Origin of the sequence: Streptomyces sp. NPDC058872 (assembly GCF_042743065.1) — a bacterium.
Classification (GTDB): domain Bacteria; phylum Actinomycetota; class Actinomycetes; order Streptomycetales; family Streptomycetaceae; genus Streptomyces.
In genome coordinates, this window is sequence record NZ_JBHYMK010000010.1 from 91,438 (window position 1) to 111,067 (window position 19,630).

At 67.9% G+C, this 19,630-nt stretch carries 20 protein-coding genes and 1 riboswitch; of the genes, 10 read left to right on the forward strand and 10 right to left on the reverse strand.

Features of this window, described 5'->3' with window-relative positions; translation table 11 throughout:
- Positions 1-30: 30 nt before the first annotated feature.
- Together cydB and ACFW22_RS08820 are read right to left on the reverse strand one after the other, a co-directional pair.
- On the reverse strand, positions 31-1,032 hold the full coding sequence (gene cydB, locus ACFW22_RS08815; RefSeq protein ID WP_386400734.1) for a cytochrome d ubiquinol oxidase subunit II: 1,002 nt from the start codon (positions 1,030-1,032) through the stop codon (positions 31-33).
- An 18-nt stretch (positions 1,033-1,050) separates the two neighbouring features.
- A complete protein-coding gene (locus ACFW22_RS08820) occupies positions 1,051-2,559 on the reverse strand; it encodes a cytochrome ubiquinol oxidase subunit I (protein WP_386400736.1) in 1,509 nt (502 codons plus the stop codon).
- Positions 2,560-2,761: 202 nt separating this feature from the next.
- On the opposite strand from ACFW22_RS08820, the gene ACFW22_RS08825 reads away from it, so the two are divergent.
- Positions 2,762-3,142 (forward strand): cyclophilin-like fold protein, encoded by a 381-nt coding sequence (locus ACFW22_RS08825; RefSeq protein ID WP_386400738.1) that lies wholly within the window; start codon positions 2,762-2,764, stop codon positions 3,140-3,142.
- On the opposite strand, the gene hisC is transcribed toward ACFW22_RS08825, so the two are convergent.
- Entirely contained in the window at positions 3,143-4,237 is a 1,095-nt protein-coding gene (gene hisC / locus ACFW22_RS08830) for a histidinol-phosphate transaminase (RefSeq protein WP_386400740.1), read from the reverse strand.
- A gap of 390 nt (positions 4,238-4,627) precedes the next feature.
- Between hisC and ACFW22_RS08835 the strand changes: the two genes are divergently transcribed.
- From ACFW22_RS08835 to ACFW22_RS08845, 3 genes are all read left to right on the forward strand, one after another.
- Positions 4,628-5,734, forward strand: coding sequence for a LacI family DNA-binding transcriptional regulator (locus tag ACFW22_RS08835; protein ID WP_386400742.1), 1,107 nt, complete (start codon positions 4,628-4,630; stop codon positions 5,732-5,734).
- A gap of 270 nt (positions 5,735-6,004) precedes the next feature.
- Complete coding sequence (locus tag ACFW22_RS08840; RefSeq protein WP_386400744.1) at positions 6,005-7,285, forward strand: metallophosphoesterase; 1,281 nt, start codon at positions 6,005-6,007, stop codon at positions 7,283-7,285.
- A gap of 158 nt (positions 7,286-7,443) precedes the next feature.
- On the forward strand, positions 7,444-8,082 hold the full coding sequence (locus ACFW22_RS08845) for a hypothetical protein (RefSeq protein ID WP_386400746.1): 639 nt from the start codon (positions 7,444-7,446) through the stop codon (positions 8,080-8,082).
- Positions 8,083-8,178: 96 nt separating this feature from the next.
- On the opposite strand, the gene thiC is transcribed toward ACFW22_RS08845, so the two are convergent.
- Entirely contained in the window at positions 8,179-9,969 is a 1,791-nt protein-coding gene (gene thiC / locus ACFW22_RS08850; protein WP_386400748.1) for a phosphomethylpyrimidine synthase ThiC, read from the reverse strand.
- Positions 9,963-10,109: riboswitch (TPP riboswitch) on the reverse strand. (Overlaps the previous gene by 7 nt.)
- A 72-nt stretch (positions 10,110-10,181) precedes the next feature.
- On the opposite strand from thiC, the gene ACFW22_RS08855 reads away from it, so the two are divergent.
- Entirely contained in the window at positions 10,182-11,504 is a 1,323-nt protein-coding gene (locus tag ACFW22_RS08855) for a YibE/F family protein (protein ID WP_386400750.1), read from the forward strand.
- A 4-nt stretch (positions 11,505-11,508) separates the two neighbouring features.
- Here ACFW22_RS08855 and ACFW22_RS08860 read toward each other — a convergent pair whose 3' ends face one another.
- From ACFW22_RS08860 to ACFW22_RS08875, 4 genes are all read right to left on the reverse strand, one after another.
- A complete protein-coding gene (locus ACFW22_RS08860; protein ID WP_384872435.1) occupies positions 11,509-11,949 on the reverse strand; it encodes an SsgA family sporulation/cell division regulator in 441 nt (146 codons plus the stop codon).
- Between the two features lie 138 nt (positions 11,950-12,087).
- A complete protein-coding gene (locus ACFW22_RS08865; RefSeq protein WP_386400752.1) occupies positions 12,088-12,858 on the reverse strand; it encodes an IclR family transcriptional regulator in 771 nt (256 codons plus the stop codon).
- Between the two features lie 235 nt (positions 12,859-13,093).
- Positions 13,094-13,312, reverse strand: a complete 219-nt coding sequence (locus tag ACFW22_RS08870; RefSeq protein ID WP_384872397.1) for a DUF5326 family protein — start codon at positions 13,310-13,312, stop codon at positions 13,094-13,096.
- A gap of 291 nt (positions 13,313-13,603) precedes the next feature.
- Entirely contained in the window at positions 13,604-13,921 is a 318-nt protein-coding gene (locus tag ACFW22_RS08875) for a cupin domain-containing protein (RefSeq protein WP_384872401.1), read from the reverse strand.
- A gap of 50 nt (positions 13,922-13,971) precedes the next feature.
- Between ACFW22_RS08875 and ACFW22_RS08880 the strand changes: the two genes are divergently transcribed.
- The 5 genes from ACFW22_RS08880 (at position 13,972) to ACFW22_RS08900 (ending at position 17,613) form a co-directional block, all read left to right on the forward strand.
- A complete protein-coding gene (locus tag ACFW22_RS08880) occupies positions 13,972-14,349 on the forward strand; it encodes a phage holin family protein (RefSeq protein ID WP_384872403.1) in 378 nt (125 codons plus the stop codon).
- A 9-nt stretch (positions 14,350-14,358) separates the two neighbouring features.
- Positions 14,359-14,850, forward strand: coding sequence for a low molecular weight protein-tyrosine-phosphatase (locus tag ACFW22_RS08885; RefSeq protein ID WP_386400755.1), 492 nt, complete (start codon positions 14,359-14,361; stop codon positions 14,848-14,850).
- On the forward strand, positions 14,847-15,983 hold the full coding sequence (locus ACFW22_RS08890) for a cystathionine gamma-lyase (protein ID WP_386400757.1): 1,137 nt from the start codon (positions 14,847-14,849) through the stop codon (positions 15,981-15,983). Before ACFW22_RS08885 ends, ACFW22_RS08890 begins: the two co-directional genes overlap by 4 nt.
- Positions 15,984-16,201: 218 nt before the next feature.
- Complete coding sequence (locus tag ACFW22_RS08895) at positions 16,202-17,098, forward strand: LysR family transcriptional regulator (protein WP_386400759.1); 897 nt, start codon at positions 16,202-16,204, stop codon at positions 17,096-17,098.
- A gap of 35 nt (positions 17,099-17,133) precedes the next feature.
- Positions 17,134-17,613: an NUDIX domain-containing protein gene (locus ACFW22_RS08900; protein ID WP_386400761.1), complete on the forward strand. Its 480-nt coding sequence runs from the start codon at positions 17,134-17,136 to the stop codon at positions 17,611-17,613.
- Here the strand turns inward: ACFW22_RS08900 and ACFW22_RS08905 are convergent.
- Both ACFW22_RS08905 and ACFW22_RS08910 read right to left on the reverse strand, forming a co-directional pair.
- The gene (locus tag ACFW22_RS08905) at positions 17,610-18,803 is read right to left on the reverse strand and encodes a globin domain-containing protein (RefSeq protein ID WP_386400763.1); all 1,194 of its coding nucleotides are present in this window, start codon (positions 18,801-18,803) and stop codon (positions 17,610-17,612) included. The genes ACFW22_RS08900 and ACFW22_RS08905 overlap by 4 nt on opposite strands.
- A 105-nt stretch (positions 18,804-18,908) precedes the next feature.
- Positions 18,909-19,562: an HAD family hydrolase gene (locus ACFW22_RS08910; RefSeq protein ID WP_386400865.1), complete on the reverse strand. Its 654-nt coding sequence runs from the start codon at positions 19,560-19,562 to the stop codon at positions 18,909-18,911.
- Positions 19,563-19,630 lie beyond the last annotated feature (68 nt).

A 19,630-nucleotide genomic window follows, 5' to 3' on the forward strand; every position in this document is an offset into this window, starting at 1 on the left:
TGAAACAGGCCCCTCGAGTGAGCGTCCGCCCTAGTGGGCGTCAGCGATGTGCTGCGTGCCGATGCGCTTGCGGAACACCCAGTAGGTCCAGCTCTGGTAGAGCAGCACCAGCGGGGTGGCGATCGCCGCGCACCAGGTCATGATCTTGAGCGTGTACGGGCTCGACGACGCGTTCGTCACGGTGAGGCTCCACTCGGAGTTGAGCGAAGACGGCATGACGTTCGGGAAGAGCGCCAGGAAGAGCATCGCCACCGCAGCAGCGATGGTCACGCCCGAGAGCGCGAACGACCAGCCCTCGCGCCCGGCCCTGATCGTTCCGATCGCACCGACGAGCGCCACCACGGCGACCAGCATCGCCATGAGGCTCCAGCCGCCGCCCGATTCGACCTGCGTCCAGAGCAGGAAGACCAGTGCGAGCACCGCCGTGACGAGGCCCAGTCCGAACGCGAGCGCCCGCGCCCTGGCCCGGATGTCACCGACCGTCTTGAGTGCGGCGAAGACCGCGCCGTGGAAGGTGAACAGGGTGAGCGTGACCAGCCCGCCGAGGAGTGCATACGGGTTGAGCAGGTCCCAGAAGGTGCCGACGTACTCCATGTCGGCGTCGATCTTCACGCCCCGGACGATGTTGCCGAAGGCCACGCCCCAGAGGAGTGCGGGGATCAGCGAGGTCCAGAAGATGGCCTGCTCCCAGTTGCGTTGCCAGTTCTCCTCGGGCCGCTTCACCCGGTACTCGAAGGCAACGCCCCGGACGATCAGACAGATCAGGATGATCAACAGCGGCAGGTAGAAGCCGGAGAACAGCGTCGCGTACCACTCGGGGAAGGCGGCGAAGGTCGCGCCGCCGGCGGTGAGCAACCACACCTCGTTGCCGTCCCAGACGGGTCCGATGGTGTTGATGAGGACCCGCTTCTCAGCCCGGTCGCGGGCAAGCAGTTTGGTCAGGATTCCGACCCCGAAGTCGAACCCTTCGAGGAAGAAGTAGCCGATCCAGAGGACGGCGATGAGTACGAACCAGACGTCGTGGAGTTCCATGCCTCGATCTCCTGGGCCTCAGTACGAGAAGGCCATGGGCCGGTCGGGGTCGCGGGGGTCCCCGCCGATCTTGGTGGGCGGGTTGAGGTCGTCCTCCGTGAGCTCCGGCGGGCCCGCCTTGACGTACTTGACGAGCAGCTTGACCTCGATGACGGCGAGCACCGCGTAGAGGGTGGTGAATACGATCATCGAGGTGAGCACCTCGGCCTGGGAGACACCGGGGGAGACCGCGTCACGGGTACGCAGCACGCCGTAGACGACCCAGGGCTGGCGGCCCATCTCGGTGAAGATCCAGCCCCAGGAGTTGGCGATCAGCGGGAACGCCATGGTCCAGAGGGCGACGATCCAGTACCACCTGCCCCAACGGGGGCTGAGTGCCTTCTGCCGGAACACGACCAGGTTCGGCACCTCGTCCTCACCGGTCCGCAACCCGGGCGCCAGCATGAACTTCTTCCGGGTGAGCCAGAGGCCCAGCATGCCGATGGCCAGTGAGGCCATGCCGAACCCGATCATCCAACGGAAGCCCCAGTAGGCGACGGGGATGTTGGGACGGTAGTCACCGGGACCGAACTTCTCCTGCTCTGCCTTGTTGATGTCGTTGATGCCGGGGACGTACGAGTCGAAGTCGTCGTTGGCGAGGAAGGACAACAGGCCCGGAATCTCTATGGCCACCTTGTTGTGCCCCTTCTCGACGTCGCCGTAGGCGAAGACGGAGAAGGGGGCGGGTGCTTCGCCGTCCCACAGGGCCTCGGCAGCCGCCATCTTCATCGGCTGCTGCTTGAACATCACCTTGCCGAGCAGATCACCGCTGATGGCGGTGCCGAGACCAGCGATGATCAAGGTGATCAGACCGAGCCTCAGCGAGGTCCGCATCACCGGGATGTGCTTCTTGCGCGCCAGGTGGAAGGCGGCGATGCCCACCATGAACGCACCGCCCACCAGGAACGCCGCGGTGATCGTGTGGAAGAACTGGGTGAGCGCGGTGTTCTGGGTGAGGACGCGCCAGAAGTCGGTGAGCTCCGCCCGGCCGCGTTCCTCGTTGATGCGGTAGCCGACGGGGTGCTGCATCCAGGAGTTGGCAGCCAGGATGAAGTACGCGGAGAGGATGGTGCCGATCGACACCATCCAGATGCAGGCGAGGTGGATCTTCTTCGGCAGCTTGTCCCAGCCGAAGATCCACAGACCGATGAAGGTCGACTCGAAGAAGAAGGCGATGAGCGCCTCGAAGGCCAGCGGGGCACCGAAGATGTCACCGACGAAGCGTGAATAGTCCGACCAGTTCATGCCGAACTGGAACTCCTGCACGATTCCGGTCACCACGCCCATGGCGATGTTGATCAGGAAGAGCTTGCCCCAGAACTTCGTCGCCCTGAGGTACTTCTCCTTCTCCGTGCGCACCCAGGCGGTCTGGAGCCCGGCGGTGAGTGCGGCGAGGGAGATCGTCAGGGGCACGAACAGGAAGTGGTAGACGGTCGTGATGCCGAACTGCCAGCGCGCCAGAGTCTCTGGCGCTAGAGCGAGGTCCACGTCGTTTTCTCCTTACATCGCCGTGGTCACATCGGCAGTTTGCCCCGCTTGCTCCCCACGTTTCGGGATGAACCGGGACACGCTTGTGAACGCGTTCACATTCACAAGCATTATGACTCATACGAAATCCGTACCTTCACCTGGGGCCCCTGCCGAAAGCCGCCCCTTCCCGGGGCCTTCAACATATTGTTGAATTCAGGGCATGATCCTTCGGATGCGCATCAGCTGGCCGGCCGGACACACCACGGCGACCCTCGAGGAGACCCCCACGAGCAAGTCGCTCGCGGAAGTCCTCCCGTTCTCCTCCACCGCCCGGACCTGGGGCGAGGAGGTCTACTTCGACACCCCGGTCTCCGCCCCCGTCGAAGACGGCGCACGCCAGGTCGTCGAGCCCGGCACCGTGGCCTTCTGGACGGAGGGCGACGCACTCGCCCTCCCCTACGGCCCGACCCCGATCTCACGGGGGACGGAATGCCGGCTCGCCAGTCCGTGCAACCTCCTCGGCGCACTCGACGGAGACCCTCGGATCCTGGCCACCGTCAGGGACGGCGACCCGATCCGGGTGGAACTCTCGTCGCGCTGATCAGCCCTTGCGGAAGCCCTCCGCCGCCTTCAGGAACAGATCGTTCGCCTCCGCTTCACCGATCGTGACGCGCACGCCCTCACCCGCGAACGGGCGCACCATCACGCCGTGCCGCTCGCACTCCGCCGCGAAGTCCATGGTCCGCTCACCGAGCCGCAGCCAGACGAAGTTCGCCTGGGTGTCCGCCACCGTCCAGCCCTGGGCCACGAGCCCCGCGTGGACCCGCTCGCGCTCGGCCACCAACGATCCCACCCGACCGAGCAGTTCGTCCTCGGCCCGCAGTGACGCGACCGCCGCGTCCTGCGCCAACTGGCTCACGCCGAACGGCACGGCCGTCTTGCGCAGCGCAGCAGCCACCGGTTCGTGGGCGACCGCGAAGCCGACCCGCAGGCCGGCGAGGCCGTATGCCTTCGAGAAGGTCCGCAGCACCGCCACGTTCGGTCGGTCGCGGTAGAGCTCGATGCCGTCCGGGATCTCGGTGTCGCGCACGAACTCGCGGTACGCCTCGTCGATCACCACCAGGACGTCGGAGGGCACCCGGTCGAGGAAGCGCTCCAACTCCTGCCTGCGGACCGCGGTGCCCGTGGGGTTGTTGGGGTTGCAAACGAAGATCAGCCGGGTCTTGTCGGTGATCGCCTCGGCCATCGCGTCGAGGTCGTGCACCTCGCCCTCGGTCAGCGGAACCTGGACCGAGGTGGCCCCGCTGATCTGGGTGATGATCGGGTACGCCTCGAAGGAGCGCCAGGCGTAGATCACCTCGTCGCCCGGGCCCGAGGTGGCCTGGAGCAGCGACTGCGCGACGCCGACCGAACCGGTGCCGGTGGCCAGATGGGAGACGGGCACGCCGAAGCGGTTCGCCAGCTCCTCCACCAGCCCGCTGCAGGCCATGTCCGGGTAACGGTTGAAGCTCTCGGCCGCGGCCAGCGTCTTCTCCATCACCCCCGGCAGCGGCGGGTAGGGGTTCTCGTTGGAGGACAGCTTGAACGCCACGGGGCCGCCCGCGGCAGCGGGCTTGCCCGGCTTGTAGGTGGGGACGCCGTCCAGCTCGGCGCGCAGCCTGGGGCTGCCGGTCCTCGTCCCGCTGGTCTCGCTCACAGTGTGGCCTCCTCGACCGTCCGTACCGCCAATGCTTCTCACCTTAAGAGGATTCGCCTCCCGTGCGAATGGGCTGTGGACAACAGGAGGGACACGCTGTGGCCACGGCCCGTCCGCTCGCCCACACAGGGGGGGCGCGCGAGCAGGTGGCGCGCGCCAGTAGCGAGCGCCGTGGCGCGCATCCCCCGTAAAGGTGAGTTGAGACCTCTTCGAGACCTCGCCCCCTCGCCAGGTTTATGCCATCTGATGGATATGAATCACATGTAAAAGTCATCAACTACCTTTGATTTCATATACGTTGAGTCTCATCGGCCATGCAGAAACGTGCCTGTCAACGCCTGCATATGCGGCCATCTCGACCAGCCCTCATCGCCCTACTATCGGCTCGCCATGACAGCAGCAGGGAAGCATCAGGTGAGCCGGGCACAGACCCGCGGGAACCGGCAGGGCCGGGCAGGCATCCGGGACGTGGCCGCCGCCGCCGGGGTCTCGATCACAACCGTCTCCGACGCGCTCAACGGCAAGGGCCGACTCCCGGACGCCACCCGCCGCCACGTCCGCGAGGTCGCCGACCGGTTGGGCTACCGCCCGTCCGCGGCGGCCCGCACGCTCCGTACCGGCAAGTCGGGACTCATCGGCCTGACCGTGACCACGTACGGGGATGAACCTTTCACCTTCACCGAATTCGCGTACTTCGCGGAGATGGCCAGAGCAGCCACATCGGCGGCACTCGCCCGGGGGTACGCCCTGGTCATCCTCCCCGCCACCTCCCGCCATGACGTCTGGTCGAACGTCGCCCTCGACGGCACCGTCGTCATCGACCCCTCCGACCACGACCCGGTCGTCACCGAACTGGTCCGACAGGGGCTCCCCGTCGTCTCCGACGGGCGCCCCGCAGGCACCCTTCCGGTCACCGCATGGGTCGACAACGACCACGAAGCCGCCGTCCTCGACCTGCTCGACCACCTCGCCGATGCCGGCGCCCGCCGGATCGGCCTCCTCACCGGAACCACCACCGACACCTACACCCGACTGTCCACCACCGCGTACCTCCACTGGTGCAAGCGGGTGGGTCAGGACCCCGTCTACGAGGCCTACCCGGCGCACGACCCGTGCGCGGGCGCCGTCGCGGCCGACCGGCTGCTCGCCCGCCCGGACCGACCCGACGCCGTATACGGCCTCTTCGACCCCAACGGCACCGACCTGCTCGCCGCCGCACGCCGCTACGGACTGCGCGTTCCCGATGACCTGCTGCTCGTCTGTTGCAGCGAGTCGACCGTCTACGCCACCACCGAACCGCCCATCACGACGCTCTCCCTCAAGCCGCGCCGGATCGGCACGGCCGTCGTCCAGCTCCTCATCGACGCCATCGAGGGGATCGACAACGACGGGCCGGTCGAGCGGGTGATACCGACCGAACTGATCGTCCGCACCTCCTCGCAGCGGCGCTCGCCGCGCACCACGGTCAGTCCACCGCGCTCGCCCTCCAACGAGTGACCGCAGGGCTCACCAGGCCCGCTCCGCCGTCCCCGCCCCTGCCCGTGGGCGAGGACGGCGAAACCGGTCCACGAACCGGCTCCTCCCCTGGACTAGACCTTCTCAATTCGGGCGAAACGATCGGTTAACCCGGAGTGGACCCGGATTCATCACCCCTGGTGCGTCACACAGGAGGACCCTCATTCCTATGATGGGCGGACGACACCGCGGACCACCCCGACCAGGCCGGTCCGCGATGTGCAGGGCATCGCGACGGTGGTGGAGGGGTCGATGACTCAGGGGGCCGGTCAGGAACCCGTGGCGCACACGGCGACGCTGCGTGACTTCCGCGTACCGCCGTACGCCCGCGTGCCCGTACAGGGACACGCCGTCGAGCCGCCGGTCCCGGAGGAAACGCTGCTCGCGGCCTCCCCCTCCGAGGTCGTCCCGGTGCCGGCCGCTCCGGTCGGAGCGTCCCCGGCTCCCTTCCCGTCCTCCGCTCCGTCCGCGGACCTGCCCGTCGACCCGACCCTCCAGTTGGGGCGCCGCGTCACCCAGGCGTACGACGCCGCTGCGACCCGTTCCTCCATCGTCGCCGTCGCCACCGGCCACCCGGGCAATGCCTTCCCCGAAGGGGAGATGCCCGAGGGGTACACCCCGACCGAACGCGACCTCCCGATCATCAACCGTGGCGACACCGTGCAGATCGAGGTCGCTCCCGCGCCGGCCGCCGAGCGCTCGAACGGCGACGGCCCCGGTCCCCTCTACGTCGTCGGGGACGTCCACGGATACCTCGACGAACTCCTCGCCGCCCTGCGCGCCCAAGGCCTCATCGACGAGAACGCCAGCTGGGCCGCGGGCAACGCCCGGCTCTGGTTCCTCGGTGACTTCACCGACCGCGGTCCCGACGGCATCGGCGTCATCGACCTCGTGATGCGGCTCTCCGCAGAGGCAGCCGCCGCAGGCGGATACTGCAAGGCCCTCATGGGCAACCACGAGCTGCTGCTCATCGGCGCGAAACGCTTCGGCGACACCCCGGTCAACTCCGGTGCCGGCACCGCCACCTTCCAGGCCGCCTGGTTGCTCAACGGCGGCCAGAAGCAGGACATGGACCGCCTGGAAGACGTCCACCTCCAGTGGATGTCCCGGCTGGACGCCGTGGTGGAGGAGGACGAGCACCTCCTCGTGCACTCCGACACCACCGCGTACCTCGAATACGGCGAGACCATCGAGGACGTCAACGAAACGGTCCACGAGATCATCAACCGGAACGACGCGGACGAGGTCTGGGACCTCTTCCGCAAGTTCACCAAGCGCTTCGCCTTCCGCGACGACGCCGGCCCCCAGGCCGTCCAGGAACTCCTGTCGACCTACGGCGGCCGGCGGATCGTGCACGGCCACAGCCCCATCCCGTACCTCCTCGGCCAGGTCGGCACGGAGGACGGGGAGGACAGCACGGACCCGGTCGTCGACGGACCGCACGTCTATGCCGACGGTCTGGCGATCGCCATGGACGGTGGAGTGACCATGGCCGGAAAGCTACTGGTCGTCCAACTCCCGCTGAACAGATGACGCATAACCCTGTGCATCCAGGGAAGGCGATTTCCGGAAACACCCTGTCAGGCCGCGGCGTCACCGCAATACCATCGGGTCATCCGTAGCAGGCTCTCCTCCGTTTCCGCTCGGACAGCCGTTCCCACGGCCGATCCGGGCCTACGGAGCATCGGGGGATGCACATGAACGTGGCTCCGCACCTGCTGACCGAGGACCGCTCCGAGTACGAGCGCATCCTCGACGACGCACTGAGCACCGCACACACACGTCCGGATCTCGACGGGGTCGGAACGCGACTCACGGTCGCCCAACTGCGCTCCATGGCCATGAATGCGACAGCGCTGATCACCACGGCAGCCGCGAGCGAGTACGGCCACTTCGTGAAGGTGCGCGAGCAGAACCGTGCGGCCCTCAGGACCCGAAGAGCCGGCGCGGATCCCGGTCACGGCGTCGGCGCCATGGCCGTCGTCACCGTGATGGTGCCCGTCCTCGGGGGCACGACCGCCGCGATCCTGCTGCTGATCGGGGCGGTCCTGCACGCCTTCGCCCCCACCACGGTCTTCGGCGAGACCCTACTGACGGCCGGCCTGGTCTTCGCCGCCCTCGCCGCCGCCGGTCTGCTCTGCGCGGGCATCGGCCTCCTGCTGACCGCCCTGCGCAACAGCCCTGCCGCAGTGGACGGAACCGCTACGGTCGACCACGAGCTCTCGCTCGCCCGGGAGGCCTGGCGCCACGCCCTCCTGGAGCGCGGTGTGCTCCCCTTCTTCCGCGACGCCCTCGCCGCGACCACCCCGCCGGACGCACCCCGGCCCTGAGGACGGGCCGGTGAGGAGCTGCGCAACGTGCCCGGGCGACGAACGGCGAAACGCCGCCCCGAGGGCGAGGACCTCAGGGGCGGCGCCGTGTCCGGGTCAGTCCGCCAGCGGCAGGTAGACCCGGTTGCCGCTCGCCGCGAACTCCTTGGACTTCTCCAGCATCCCGGCCTCGATCTCCTCCGGAGTGGCGTCCGCTTCCCCACCGAACTGTTCGGTGATGCTCCTGCTGATCTTCATCGAGCAGAACTTCGGACCGCACATCGAGCAGAAGTGCGCGGTCTTCGCGGGCTCCGCGGGAAGCGTCTCGTCGTGGTACTCCCGCGCGGTGTCCGGGTCGAGCGCCAGGTTGAACTGGTCCTCCCAGCGGAACTCGAACCGCGCGTCCGAGAGCGCGTCGTCCCACTCCTGTGCGCCCGGGTGCCCCTTGGCGAGATCGGCCGCGTGCGCCGCGATCTTGTACGTGATGACGCCCGTCTTCACGTCGTCCTTGTTCGGCAGGCCCAGGTGCTCCTTGGGCGTGACGTAGCAGAGCATCGCGGTGCCCCACCAGGCGATCATCGCCGCGCCGATGCCGGAGGTGATGTGGTCGTACGCGGGCGCGACGTCCGTGGTGAGCGGGCCGAGCGTGTAGAACGGCGCCTCCTCGCAGATCTCCTGCTGGAGGTCGATGTTCTCCTTGATCTTGTGCATCGGGACGTGGCCCGGGCCCTCGATCATCGTCTGCACGTTGTGCCGCTTGGCGATCGTGTTCAACTCACCGAGCGTGCGCAGTTCCGCGAACTGCGCATCGTCGTTGGCGTCCGCGATCGAGCCGGGACGCAGGCCGTCGCCGAGCGAGTAGGTGACGTCGTACGCCGCCAGGATCTCGCAGAGTTCCTCGAAGTTCGTGTAGAGGAAGTTCTCCTTGTGGTGCGCGAGGCACCAAGCGGCCATGATCGAACCACCGCGGGAGACGATGCCGGTCTTGCGCCGTGCCGTGAGCGGCACGTAGGGCAGTAGCACGCCGGCGTGCACCGTCATGTAGTCGACGCCCTGCTCGGCCTGCTCGATGACCGTGTCCTTGTAGATCTCCCAGGTCAGCTCCTCGGCCTTGCCATCGACCTTCTCCAGCGCCTGGTAGAGCGGCACGGTTCCGATCGGCACGGGCGAGTTGCGCAGCACCCATTCGCGGGTGGTGTGGATGTTGCGACCGGTGGACAGGTCCATGACCGTATCGGCACCCCAGCGGGTCGCCCAGGTCATCTTCTCCACCTCCTCCTCGATGGAGGAGGTGACGGCGGAGTTGCCGATGTTGGCGTTGACCTTCACCAGGAACCGCTTGCCGATGATCATCGGCTCGATCTCCGGGTGGTTGACGTTCGCCGGCAAGACGGCACGGCCCGCGGCGATCTCCTCCCGTACGACCTCGGGGGAGACGTTCTCGCGGATCGCGACGTACTCCATCTCCGGGGTGATCTCACCCCGGCGGGCGTACGCGAGCTGGGTCACCGCCTGCCCCTCCCGTCCCCGGCGCGGCAGGCGCGGGCGGCCGGGGAAGACGGCGTCGAGGTTCTTCAGGCCGCCGCCCCGCGGAGAGGTGTGCTTGATGCCGTCGTCCTCGGGGCGGACCGGACGGCCCGCGTACTCTTCGGTGTCGCCGCGCGCGATGATCCAGTTCTCGCGCAGCGGGGAAAGACCCCGCCGGACATCGGTGTCGATGGCGGGGTCGGTGTACGGACCGGACGTGTCGTACAGGGTGACGTCCTTGCCGTTGGTGAGGTGCACCTGCCGTACGGGCACCCGGAGGTCGGGGCGTGAGCCCTCGACGTACCCCTTGTGCCAGCCCGGCGTGCGCTCGCCCTGGCCGTTCTGGTCGGAGGCAGGCGTGCGTGCATCCTGAATGGTCATGAGACCGATCTCCCTACGCCGGCATTACCCGGTAACAGGTTCGGCGGTCGGCGCAGCCTCTTCCCGTACGGACATCGGTCCGTGCGTACGGTGATCAGCGCCCTCTCAGCCCGGTGCTCCGAGCTCCCGCGTGTGCAAAGGTGGCACCACGCTAGCGTCATCCCGGGCGTGCTGAACAGTGGGCCCCCACGCGTTCTTGCGATGATCGGTCAGTGACTTCCCCCCCTCACGCACCCGAGCCTCATGGCCACGGACACTCCCATGCCCACAGCCACGGTCCCGCCGAGCCCGTCTCACGGCATCTGCGCAAGGTGATCGCCGCGGTTCTGATCCCCTTCGCCACCGCCGTCGCGGTGGGGCTGGTCGTCCTGTGGCCGGGCGGCACCCCGGCGCACGAGCGCACCGGGGTCGGCTTCGACCGGCAGACCCAACAGGGCGAGGTCGTCTCCGTCGAGCGCGTCGACTGCGCGGACGTGAACGCCGCCCAGGTGCCGCCGACCGGCGACACCTCGACGCCGGAAGGCCGCGAGGCGGTCAACGCGCAGCAGGAACAGTGCGAGAAGGCGACCGTGGAGGTGACCACCGGCCCGGACAAGGGGCGCACCTTCGTCGAGATCGTGCAGCCGGACGCGCCGCGCCAGCTGCACGAGGGACAGGGCGTGGTGGTGGCGTACGCCCCCGATGCCCCGCACGACCTGCAGTACTCGGTGACCGATGTGAACCGGAAGCTGCCGATGGCGCTCCTCGCCGGCATCTTCGCCGTGGCGGTCGTGGTGGTCGGCCGGATGCGGGGGGTGATGGCGCTCATCGCGCTGGCGGTGAGCTTCCTCGTGCTGACGCTCTTCATTCTGCCGGCCATCCTGCAGGGATCGAATCCACTGGTCGTGGCGGTGGTCGGGTCGAGTGCGATCATGCTGATCGCGCTCTACATGTGCCACGGTCTGTCGGCCCGCACCTCGGTCGCGGTGCTCGGCACGCTGATCTCGCTGCTGCTGATCGGTCTGCTCGGCTCGCTCTTCATCGACTGGGCCGCGCTCAGCGGGAACACCGATGACAACACCGGTCTGATCCACGGCCTGTACCCGGAGATCGACATGTCCGGTCTGCTGCTGGCGGGGGTCATCATCGGCTCGCTCGGCGTACTGGACGACGTGACGGTGACGCAGACCTCGGCCGTCTGGGAGCTGCACCAGGCGGATCCTGGCATGGGTCCGCGCGGCCTCTACCGGGCCGGCATCAGGATCGGCCGCGACCACATCGCCTCGGTCGTGAACACGCTGGTCCTCGCCTATGCGGGTGCGGCCCTGCCGCTCCTGCTGCTCTTCTCCATCGCGCAGAGCAGCATGGGGACGGTGGCCAACAGCGAGTTGGTGGCCGAGGAGATCGTCCGGACGCTGGTGGGGTCGATCGGTCTGGTGGCGTCCGTGCCGGTGACCACGGCGCTCGCAGCCCTGGTCGTCTCCGCGGACCGACCGGGTTCCGAGGGCGGGAAGCCCGCGGCGGCTCGGCGGGGCAGGCGGCGCCGCGCCAAGTGAGGGCTCAGGCCGGGCCGGCGTTCTCTTCGGCCAGGATCCGGCCCAGCGCGGCTTCCAGATGGTCCTCGAAGTCACCGAGCGCCCATTCCTGACCGAGCGGAACCAGCTTGTCCGTTCGGTCGAGGAAGGCGACCAACGGAGGCGCGCTGGCCCGGAAGAGCGCACGATCACCGCCCACTTGAAGCCTGATCGAAACGTCCGAGAGCCCTTCCGGCTCGGTCGGGGCGATGTGGACATCGCCGTCACCGCTCGGCCGGTTGATCCCGTCGAGCAGCAGCTCCCTCCCGAACGCCCAGGTCACGGGCGCGTCCCCGGGGAGGTGGAAGGTCATCCGCACCGCGTAGGGATCCCGGGTCTCATACCGGAGTTCGACCGGGATCTTGAAGGAGAGCTCCTCGGAGACGAGGAAGCTCATCAGGACCTCGGCCTGAACCGACTCTCGCATCATGTACCCCGCAGTAGATGAAGCAGTTGTGTGAGCACAGCTGCTGAAAGCTGTGACCGAAACGGCCAGGAATGATCCACCATGGCCCTCTTGACGCAATCGTGCTGCACCCGCTAGCAGATCACAAGGAGTGATTTTTCAGATACTGATAGAGAACGCGAGCGAGCTGAAGAGCACGCCAATCTCTTTGCGTAGTCGCTCGACTGCGGGGAGCAACTGTTCCTGCTGGTGAAGGGGGAGGGAAATCGCCACTGCGGCCACCGCGGAGCCCACCGTGAGGGGGATGGCGGCACAAACCGTGCCCAGTGCATATTCCTGACGCTCCACCAGGGCATCCATTCGCCCCAAATCGCCCAAACGATCCAAAAGAACACGACGGTTACGCACCGTATACGGGGTGATGGATTCAACCGGGTGGCGATCAAGGTGGTCTTGACGGGATTTCAGATCGAGTTGGCCCAGCAGGCACTGGCCGATCGCATGGGCGTGGGCGGTCTCCCGGAAGTCGGCCCACTCCTCCACGGCGGGGACGGAAGGAGTGTCGGCAACGGCGACCAGCTCCACTTCGCCCTCTCGATAGAGGGCGAAGTAGATGGGGACGCCGATCTCGTCCCGCCAACGGGCAAGAGATTTTTCGATCTTGGTGCGACGATTCTGCACGGCTCCGCCACTGGCCAGTCGGACGGCGGCGTCCCCCAGGACGAACACGCCCTTCTCGCGGACCAGATAGCCCTCGTGCGTCAGGGTGCGGAGTAGATGGTAGGTGGTCGGCAGGGGAAGGCCCGTCTCACGAGCGAGCTGCTTGGCCGGGGCACCCTCCACGTGGGAGGCGACCGCCTCCAGGAGTCTCAGCGCCCGCTGTACCGAGCCGATCAGGGTAGGTGCTGCCGTCTGCGTAGCCGTGGCCAAAGGTCACCCCCAGGCGTGACGACGGATGCAACGCACCCGCCCGCGGGGGCCGCCCCCGCGCACCGCCGGGCCCGGGAAACCGCTGCTCAACACGGAGATCTACGCCCGTAGTCCCCAACACGGCGGAGAGATTCCACTCTAGTGGTAGCCCTGGAGCCCCTCCCTCGATTCGACCAGCGCGTTCCCCCGCCCGGGCTAATGGCCCCGCCGCCTCCACACCGATCGGCAGCGGGTGCTACCAGTCCTCACGGGACCGGGAGGAAGAACTGAACTTCCGCACGACGTAGACCAGTCCGGCAACGAGCGCCACGAAGAGCAGCACCTTGAAGAGAAGCCCGACCACGAAGGCCAGGACACTGGTGATCAGCCCGCCGAACACGATCAGGGCGAGGGCAGGTATGGCGACCCACTTCACCCACCAGGGCATCCCCGTGAGAATCTCCCGTACGGCCATCGTCCCTACCTCGCTCTCGAAGCAATCGCTCCACGCGCTCTGCGCCGAACACCACCAAGGCTAGAGGCGCAGGACCGCCTCTGGAGCACCCGCGGCCCCCGCTCTTCCCTGATCCGCCCCTTAGGGGCTGGGGTCCCTCCCCGCGACGCCCCGTCCGGGGTCGCGGGTCCCCCCGGCCCCGGGTGCCCCCCGGGGCTCGGCCCCGGTCCTGGTGGCGTCCCGCCTTCCCGCTCGGCCGGCCCCGAAGCCCTCCGGCGGCTCTCGTCACCGGCCGATGCCCTCGCCCCGCCTTCAGCCCTCCGGGGGAGAGAAGACCACCATCACCCGCAGGTCCTCGCTGATGTGGTGGAACTTGTGCTCGACCCCCGCCGGCACATAGACCACGCTGCCCCGGGCGACCTGGGTCGTCTCCGTCCCCACCGTGATCGCCGCTCGACCGCTCACCACGAAGTAGACCTCGTCCTGACCGTGCGGCTGCTGTGGATCAAGCTCCCCGGCATCCAGCGCGTACAGCCCCACCGACATGTTCCGCTCGTGCAGGAACTGGAGGTAAGCCCCCTTGTGAGCGGCACGCTCCGCCTCAAGTTCATCCAGCCGGAATGCCTTCATCGCCCGTCCGCCCCTGCCTTGACCCGATCATGTCTGCCACGATCAGACACATGATGAATTTCGTAGTCAAGACGCTCGCCAACGCGGGCGCCCTGGGAGTCGCCATCTGGCTGCTCCAGGACATCACCCTGACCGGTGAGAGCACCGGCAAGAAGGCCCTGACCCTGATTCTCGTCGCCCTGGTCTTCGGGCTCGTGAACTCTTTGGTCAAGCCCGTGGTCAATCTCCTGACGCTTCCCCTCTTCATCCTGACGCTCGGCCTGATCACCCTCGTGGTCAACGCCCTGATGCTGCTGCTCACGTCCTGGCTGGCGGAGCAGCTCAACCTCAGCTTCCACGTGGAGGGCTTCTGGACCGCCGTTCTGGGCGGTCTGATCATCTCCGTCGTCTCGTGGGCGCTGAACGTCGTGCTTCCCGACGGCGACTGAGTGGAGACCATGATCTACCGCGTCTGCTTCGTCTGCACGGGCAACATCTGCCGCTCGCCGATGGCCGAGCACGTCTTCCGTCGACAGCTGGAGGAAGCAGGCCTCGGTGACCTCGTGGAAGTCGACAGCGCGGGCACCGGAGGGTGGCACGAGGGCGACGGAGCAGATCCACGCACGGTCACCGTCCTGGAGGAGAACGGCTACACCTCCGCGCACACCGCGCGTAGGTTCCGCTCCTCGTGGTTCCCCGCCCTCGACCTGGTGATCGCCCTGGACGAGGGGCACCTGCGAGAGCTCCGGAGCCTCGCCCGCACCGAGGACGAAGCAGCGCGGATCCGACTCCTCCGTTCCTACGACCCGGCGGTCGGGGACGTGCTCGACGTCCCCGACCCCTACTACGGGAACCGTGCGGACTTCGAGGAGTGCCTGGAGATGGTGGAAGCCGCGGGCGAGGGGCTGCTCTCAGCCGTGCGCACGGAACTGGAGGAACGAACACCGTGACGGACCAAGACATCGGCGACGGCACGCGCACGGTGCGGGCCGGGCTGCCCGATCCCGTGAAGTACGAGCCGACCCTGCCGGGACCGGTCTTCGCCGCCCACTTCCACCTTCCGGGCGAGCCGACGGGCCCTTACACCTACGGCCGCGACGAGAACCCCACCTGGACCCATCTGGAGCGGGCGATCAGCGAGCTCGAAGCGCCGGGAGAGGACGTCGAGACCCTGGTCTTCGCCTCCGGCATGGCCGCGATCTCGGCCGTCCTCCTCTCCCAGACGAAGGCCGGCGACACCGTGGTCCTGCCGGCAGACGGCTACCAGGCCCTGCCCCTGCTGCACGAGCAGCTGCGGGCGTACGGCATCCAGGTCCGCACCGCCCCGACCGGAGCCGACGCCCAGCTGTCCGTACTGGACGGAGCCGGGCTGCTGTGGATCGAGAGCCCGTCCAACCCGGGGCTCGACGTCTGTGACATCCGTCGGCTGGTGCAGCGGGCCCACTCGGTCGGGGCGCTCGTGGCCGTCGACAACACCCTGGCCACTCCGCTCGGCCAACGTCCGCTCGCCCTGGGCGCAGACTTCTCCGTCGCCAGCGACACCAAGGGCATGACCGGACACGGCGACATCCTGCTCGGCCACGTGACCTGCCGTGATTCCCGACGGGCGGCCGAGGTGCGACGATGGCGCAAGATCGTCGGCGCGATCCCCGGCCCGATGGAAGCCTGGCTCGCCCACCGGTCGCTCGCCACGCTTCAGCTGCGGATCGACCGACAGTGCTCCACTGCCCTGCTGCTGGCGCGGACCCTCGCAGAGCGCGACGACGTCACCGGGCTGCGTTACCCCGGGCTGCCCGGCGATCCCTCGCATGCGGTGGCGTCCCAGCAGATGCGGCGCTTCGGGCCGGTCGTCTCCTTCGAGTTGGCGGACCGGAAGCGGGCCGAGCAGTTCCTCGAAGGGCTGCGGTTCGTGGACGATGCCACCAGCTTCGGCGGCGTGCGCTCCACCGCGGAACGGCGCGGGCGCTGGGGCGGAGATGCGGTCGCGGAGGGGTTCATCCGCTTCTCGGTCGGCGCCGAGGATCCGGAGGACCTGATCGGGGATGTGCTGCGTGCTCTCGACAAAGCCGGTTCGGCCGGCTGAGCCCACACGGAACGGGGCGTTCCGAGCCTCCCCCCTCGTGGCTCGGAACGCCCTCGGTTCCCACACGGAAGCCGCTCGAACAAGGCTAGTTGACTGTGCGTCAGTGTCCAATCACGGTAGCGACAGAGACCTATCGACATATTTATAGTTGGACGGTCTTGGGGCGCAGTCAGCCGACCGCCTGAGTCGAACGACCACGCGGTCGGGAGGGGGCGGGCATGGATCTGGCCCTGCTGCGCACGTTCGTCACCGTGCATCGGGCCGGCTCGTTCACCCGTGCCGCCGTGCTCTTGGGCCTTTCCCAGCCCGCCGTCACCAGCCAGATCCGCACGCTGGAACGACAGCTGGGACGGCCCCTCTTCCTCAGACGGGCGCGCGGGGTCACCCCGACCACCATCGGCGACGAACTCGCCCACCGCGCCGCCCCGCACCTGGACGCCCTCGCGGAGATCGCCGAGGCCGGCCTCACCGAGGAGGGCGGGGTGCACACCCTCCACCTCGCCGGTCCGCCGGAGTTCACCGCACTGCGCGTGCTGCCCGCCCTCACTCCGCTGATCGACCGGGGGCTCTCGATACGGACCTCCTTCCTCGGCCGTGCGGAGGACGTCCTCGAAGGGCTCACGGCCGGCCACCACGACCTGGCCGTCTCAACGGCCCGCCCACGAGGCGGCCTGCTCGCCTCCGTCCCGCTCTGCGACGAGGAACACGTACTGGTCGCTGCCCCGTGCTGGGCGACGCGGGTGTCCTCAGAGGTCCTCCTGAACAAAGGGGCCGTGGCTCTGGAGCAGGTTCCGGTCGTGGAGGTGCACGAGTCGCTCCCCTTCGTCTCCCGCTACTGGACGAGCGTCTTCGAAACCAAACCGGCAGCCACGGCCACCGTCATCGCCCCCGACCTGCGCGCCGTCCGGGACTCCGCCGCTTCCGGGGCAGGCCTCGCCGTCCTGCCCCGCTACCTGTGCGGGGAACTCCTGGAGCAGGGGCGGCTACTGGCCCTGCTCGACCCCTCGGTGCCTCCACTGCGGACCTACTTCCTGGTTGCACGCACCGGGACCCTCGGCTTGTCCCCGATCGCGCGGGCACACGAAGCACTGCTGGGCGCAGCGGAGAAGTGGTGAGTTTCAGGACACCGCAGACGGGCCATTTTCTTCCCATGACCGAACGGCCCGTGATCAAGCGCACCGCACGCGCCATCCTGCTGGACGGGGACGACCTCATCCTCATCAAGCGGACCAAGCCCGGGATGGATCCCTACTGGGTCACGCCCGGCGGCGGGGTGGAGCCCACCGACTCCACCGTCGTCGAAGCCCTGCACCGTGAAGTGCTGGAAGAGCTCGGTGCCAAGATCACCGACGTGGTCCCCTGCTTCGTCGACACCATCGAGCACATCGTGGACGGGGGTGTCTCCGGGGTGAAGGTCCAGCACTTCTTCGTCTGTCGGCTCGGTTCCATGGACGCCTCGCTGCGGCACGGCCCCGAGATGGAAGAACCGGTCGGCGAATACGAGATCGTCCGGGTTCCCTTCAGCAGGGTCGGCATCGCCGCCGTCCACCTCGTCCCGCTCTCCCTACGGCACTACCTCGACGGCAACATCGAGGGCGTCCGCGCGATGCACGCCCCCGACCTGGGCTAACCAGCAGCGGCGGGGGCCAACTCCGCAAGGAAGTCGTGCCGGATCCGGTCCGATGGGACCCCTGCCCCGCGCAAGGCGTCGACTCCTCGACGGACCATGTCGAGCGGACCCGAGAGATAGGCGTCGCGCTCGTTCCACGGCCCGTACTGACAGACGGCGTCCGGGAGCCTTGCCTGCTCTTCGGTGACCGGATGCACGGAGAGCCACGGGAAGGTCTTCTGGAGCCGCAGCATCGTGTCGATGTCGTACAGGTCCTGGCCGCTGCGCGCCCCGTAGAAGACATCGACCGGGCGCCGGTCCCCGTGCTCGGCAACGTCCTCGACCAGCGCCTTGATCGGCGCGATCCCGGTGCCGCCCCCCATGCAGAGCAGACCGGTGTCCGTGGAATGGTCGACCGTCATGGAACCGGCAGGTGGCCCGAGCCGCAGCACGTCACCGGGACGCGCCCGGTGGACCAGCGCATGGGAGACCCAGCCGGCCGGAACTGCTTTGACATGGAGGGAGAGCAGTCCGTCCGGGCGGGGGGCGGACGCAAAGGAGTAGTGGCGCCATATCCGGGGCCACCACGGAGTCTCCAAGGTCGTGTACTGCCCGGCGAGGAAAGGATACGGCTGGTCGGGTCTGAGCGTGACCACGGCGATGTCCGGGGTCCGCAGATCGTGGGAGACCACCTCGGCCTGCCACCAGGCAGGCGCCGACCGCTCGTCCTCCGCGGCTGCGTCGATCATGATCTGGGAGATCGTGGTGTAGGTGCGCACCCAGGCCGCTTCCGTCTCCTCGTCCCAACTCTTCACCGCGTAGCGCACGAGGGCACCGATGAGGGCCTCCCCGACCGCCGGGTAGTGGGCGGCCCGGGTGCCGTACTTCCGGTGCCCCCTTCCGAGGTTCTGTAGGTACGCGGTGAGGACCGGGACGTCATCCATGTGCTCGGCAGCCGTCAGGAGCGCCCTCAGGAGCCGGTCCCTCTGTGCGTCCATCGCCACGGGAAACATGTCGCGCAGCTCGGGGTTTCCCACGAAGAGAAGCGCGTAGAAGTACGAGGTCATCCGGTCCGCAACCGGTGCGATCTCTGCCAGGGTGCGGCGCACGAGCACGGCGTCGGGAGAAGGTCCCTGGGATACAGGGGTTTCCTGCCCGTCCGATGCCGGGGACACCCGCTCGTCCGTCGGGGTGGTCGGAGCATCCATCATGTGCCTCGCCTCACGCTGGCCGGCTTCCGTGATCACAGCATGGCGCTTCTGGCAGGGACTGCGGACAGAAAGTGGCGTTCTCGGGCCGAAAGCCCGGGTTTCTGGCTAGGCTGCGCTGTTTTGAACCAGGGCGTAGGCATCCCGGAGGTCCCCACCGCGGTAGCGGTGGCGGGAGAGCCCGGCGAGGTGATGATCCGCATTCACCGCCACTGCTTCCGCCACAAACGCGAAGAGCTCCGCATCGGACATCGAGTCTCCGTAGGCGACGCAGTCGGCCGGCCCCACTCCGTATCCCTCACAGAGCTCCTGCGCGATCCGTACTTTCGCTCGCGCATTGAGGATGCCCGGCCGGTGGATCGGCTCAGCAAAGGGGACCGCCGGCCAGCGCGAGCCGTGCACGGTGTCGACACCCCAGTCGAGAAGTAGTTCAACGAAGAAGTCAGGCGACAGGGAGATCACCGCACAGCGGTCCCCGCGAGCCCGAATGTCGGCCCAGACTTCGCGGATGCCCGCCAACCATGGGGCCCCTTCGAAGGCCGCCACCACCTGTTCAGGAGTGAGGGCTGACCAGAGCGCACGGGCCCGAACGGCGAATTCGTCCGGTGCGAGCCCCTGGAGGAACCCGTGCTCCAAAGCGGTGATTTCATCGCCCAAGCCCAACTGCAGGGAGATCTCGACCGCGGCGGCCGACCCCCTGATGAGGGTGCCATCGAGATCGAAGAGATGCAGGCGACGTGGGCGGGGTTTCACGTGAAACATCGTCGGTGCATCGCGAGCCGGAATCAACGGCTTCGTAGGTGTCCTCGAAATTGCTGGCCCGATCAGGT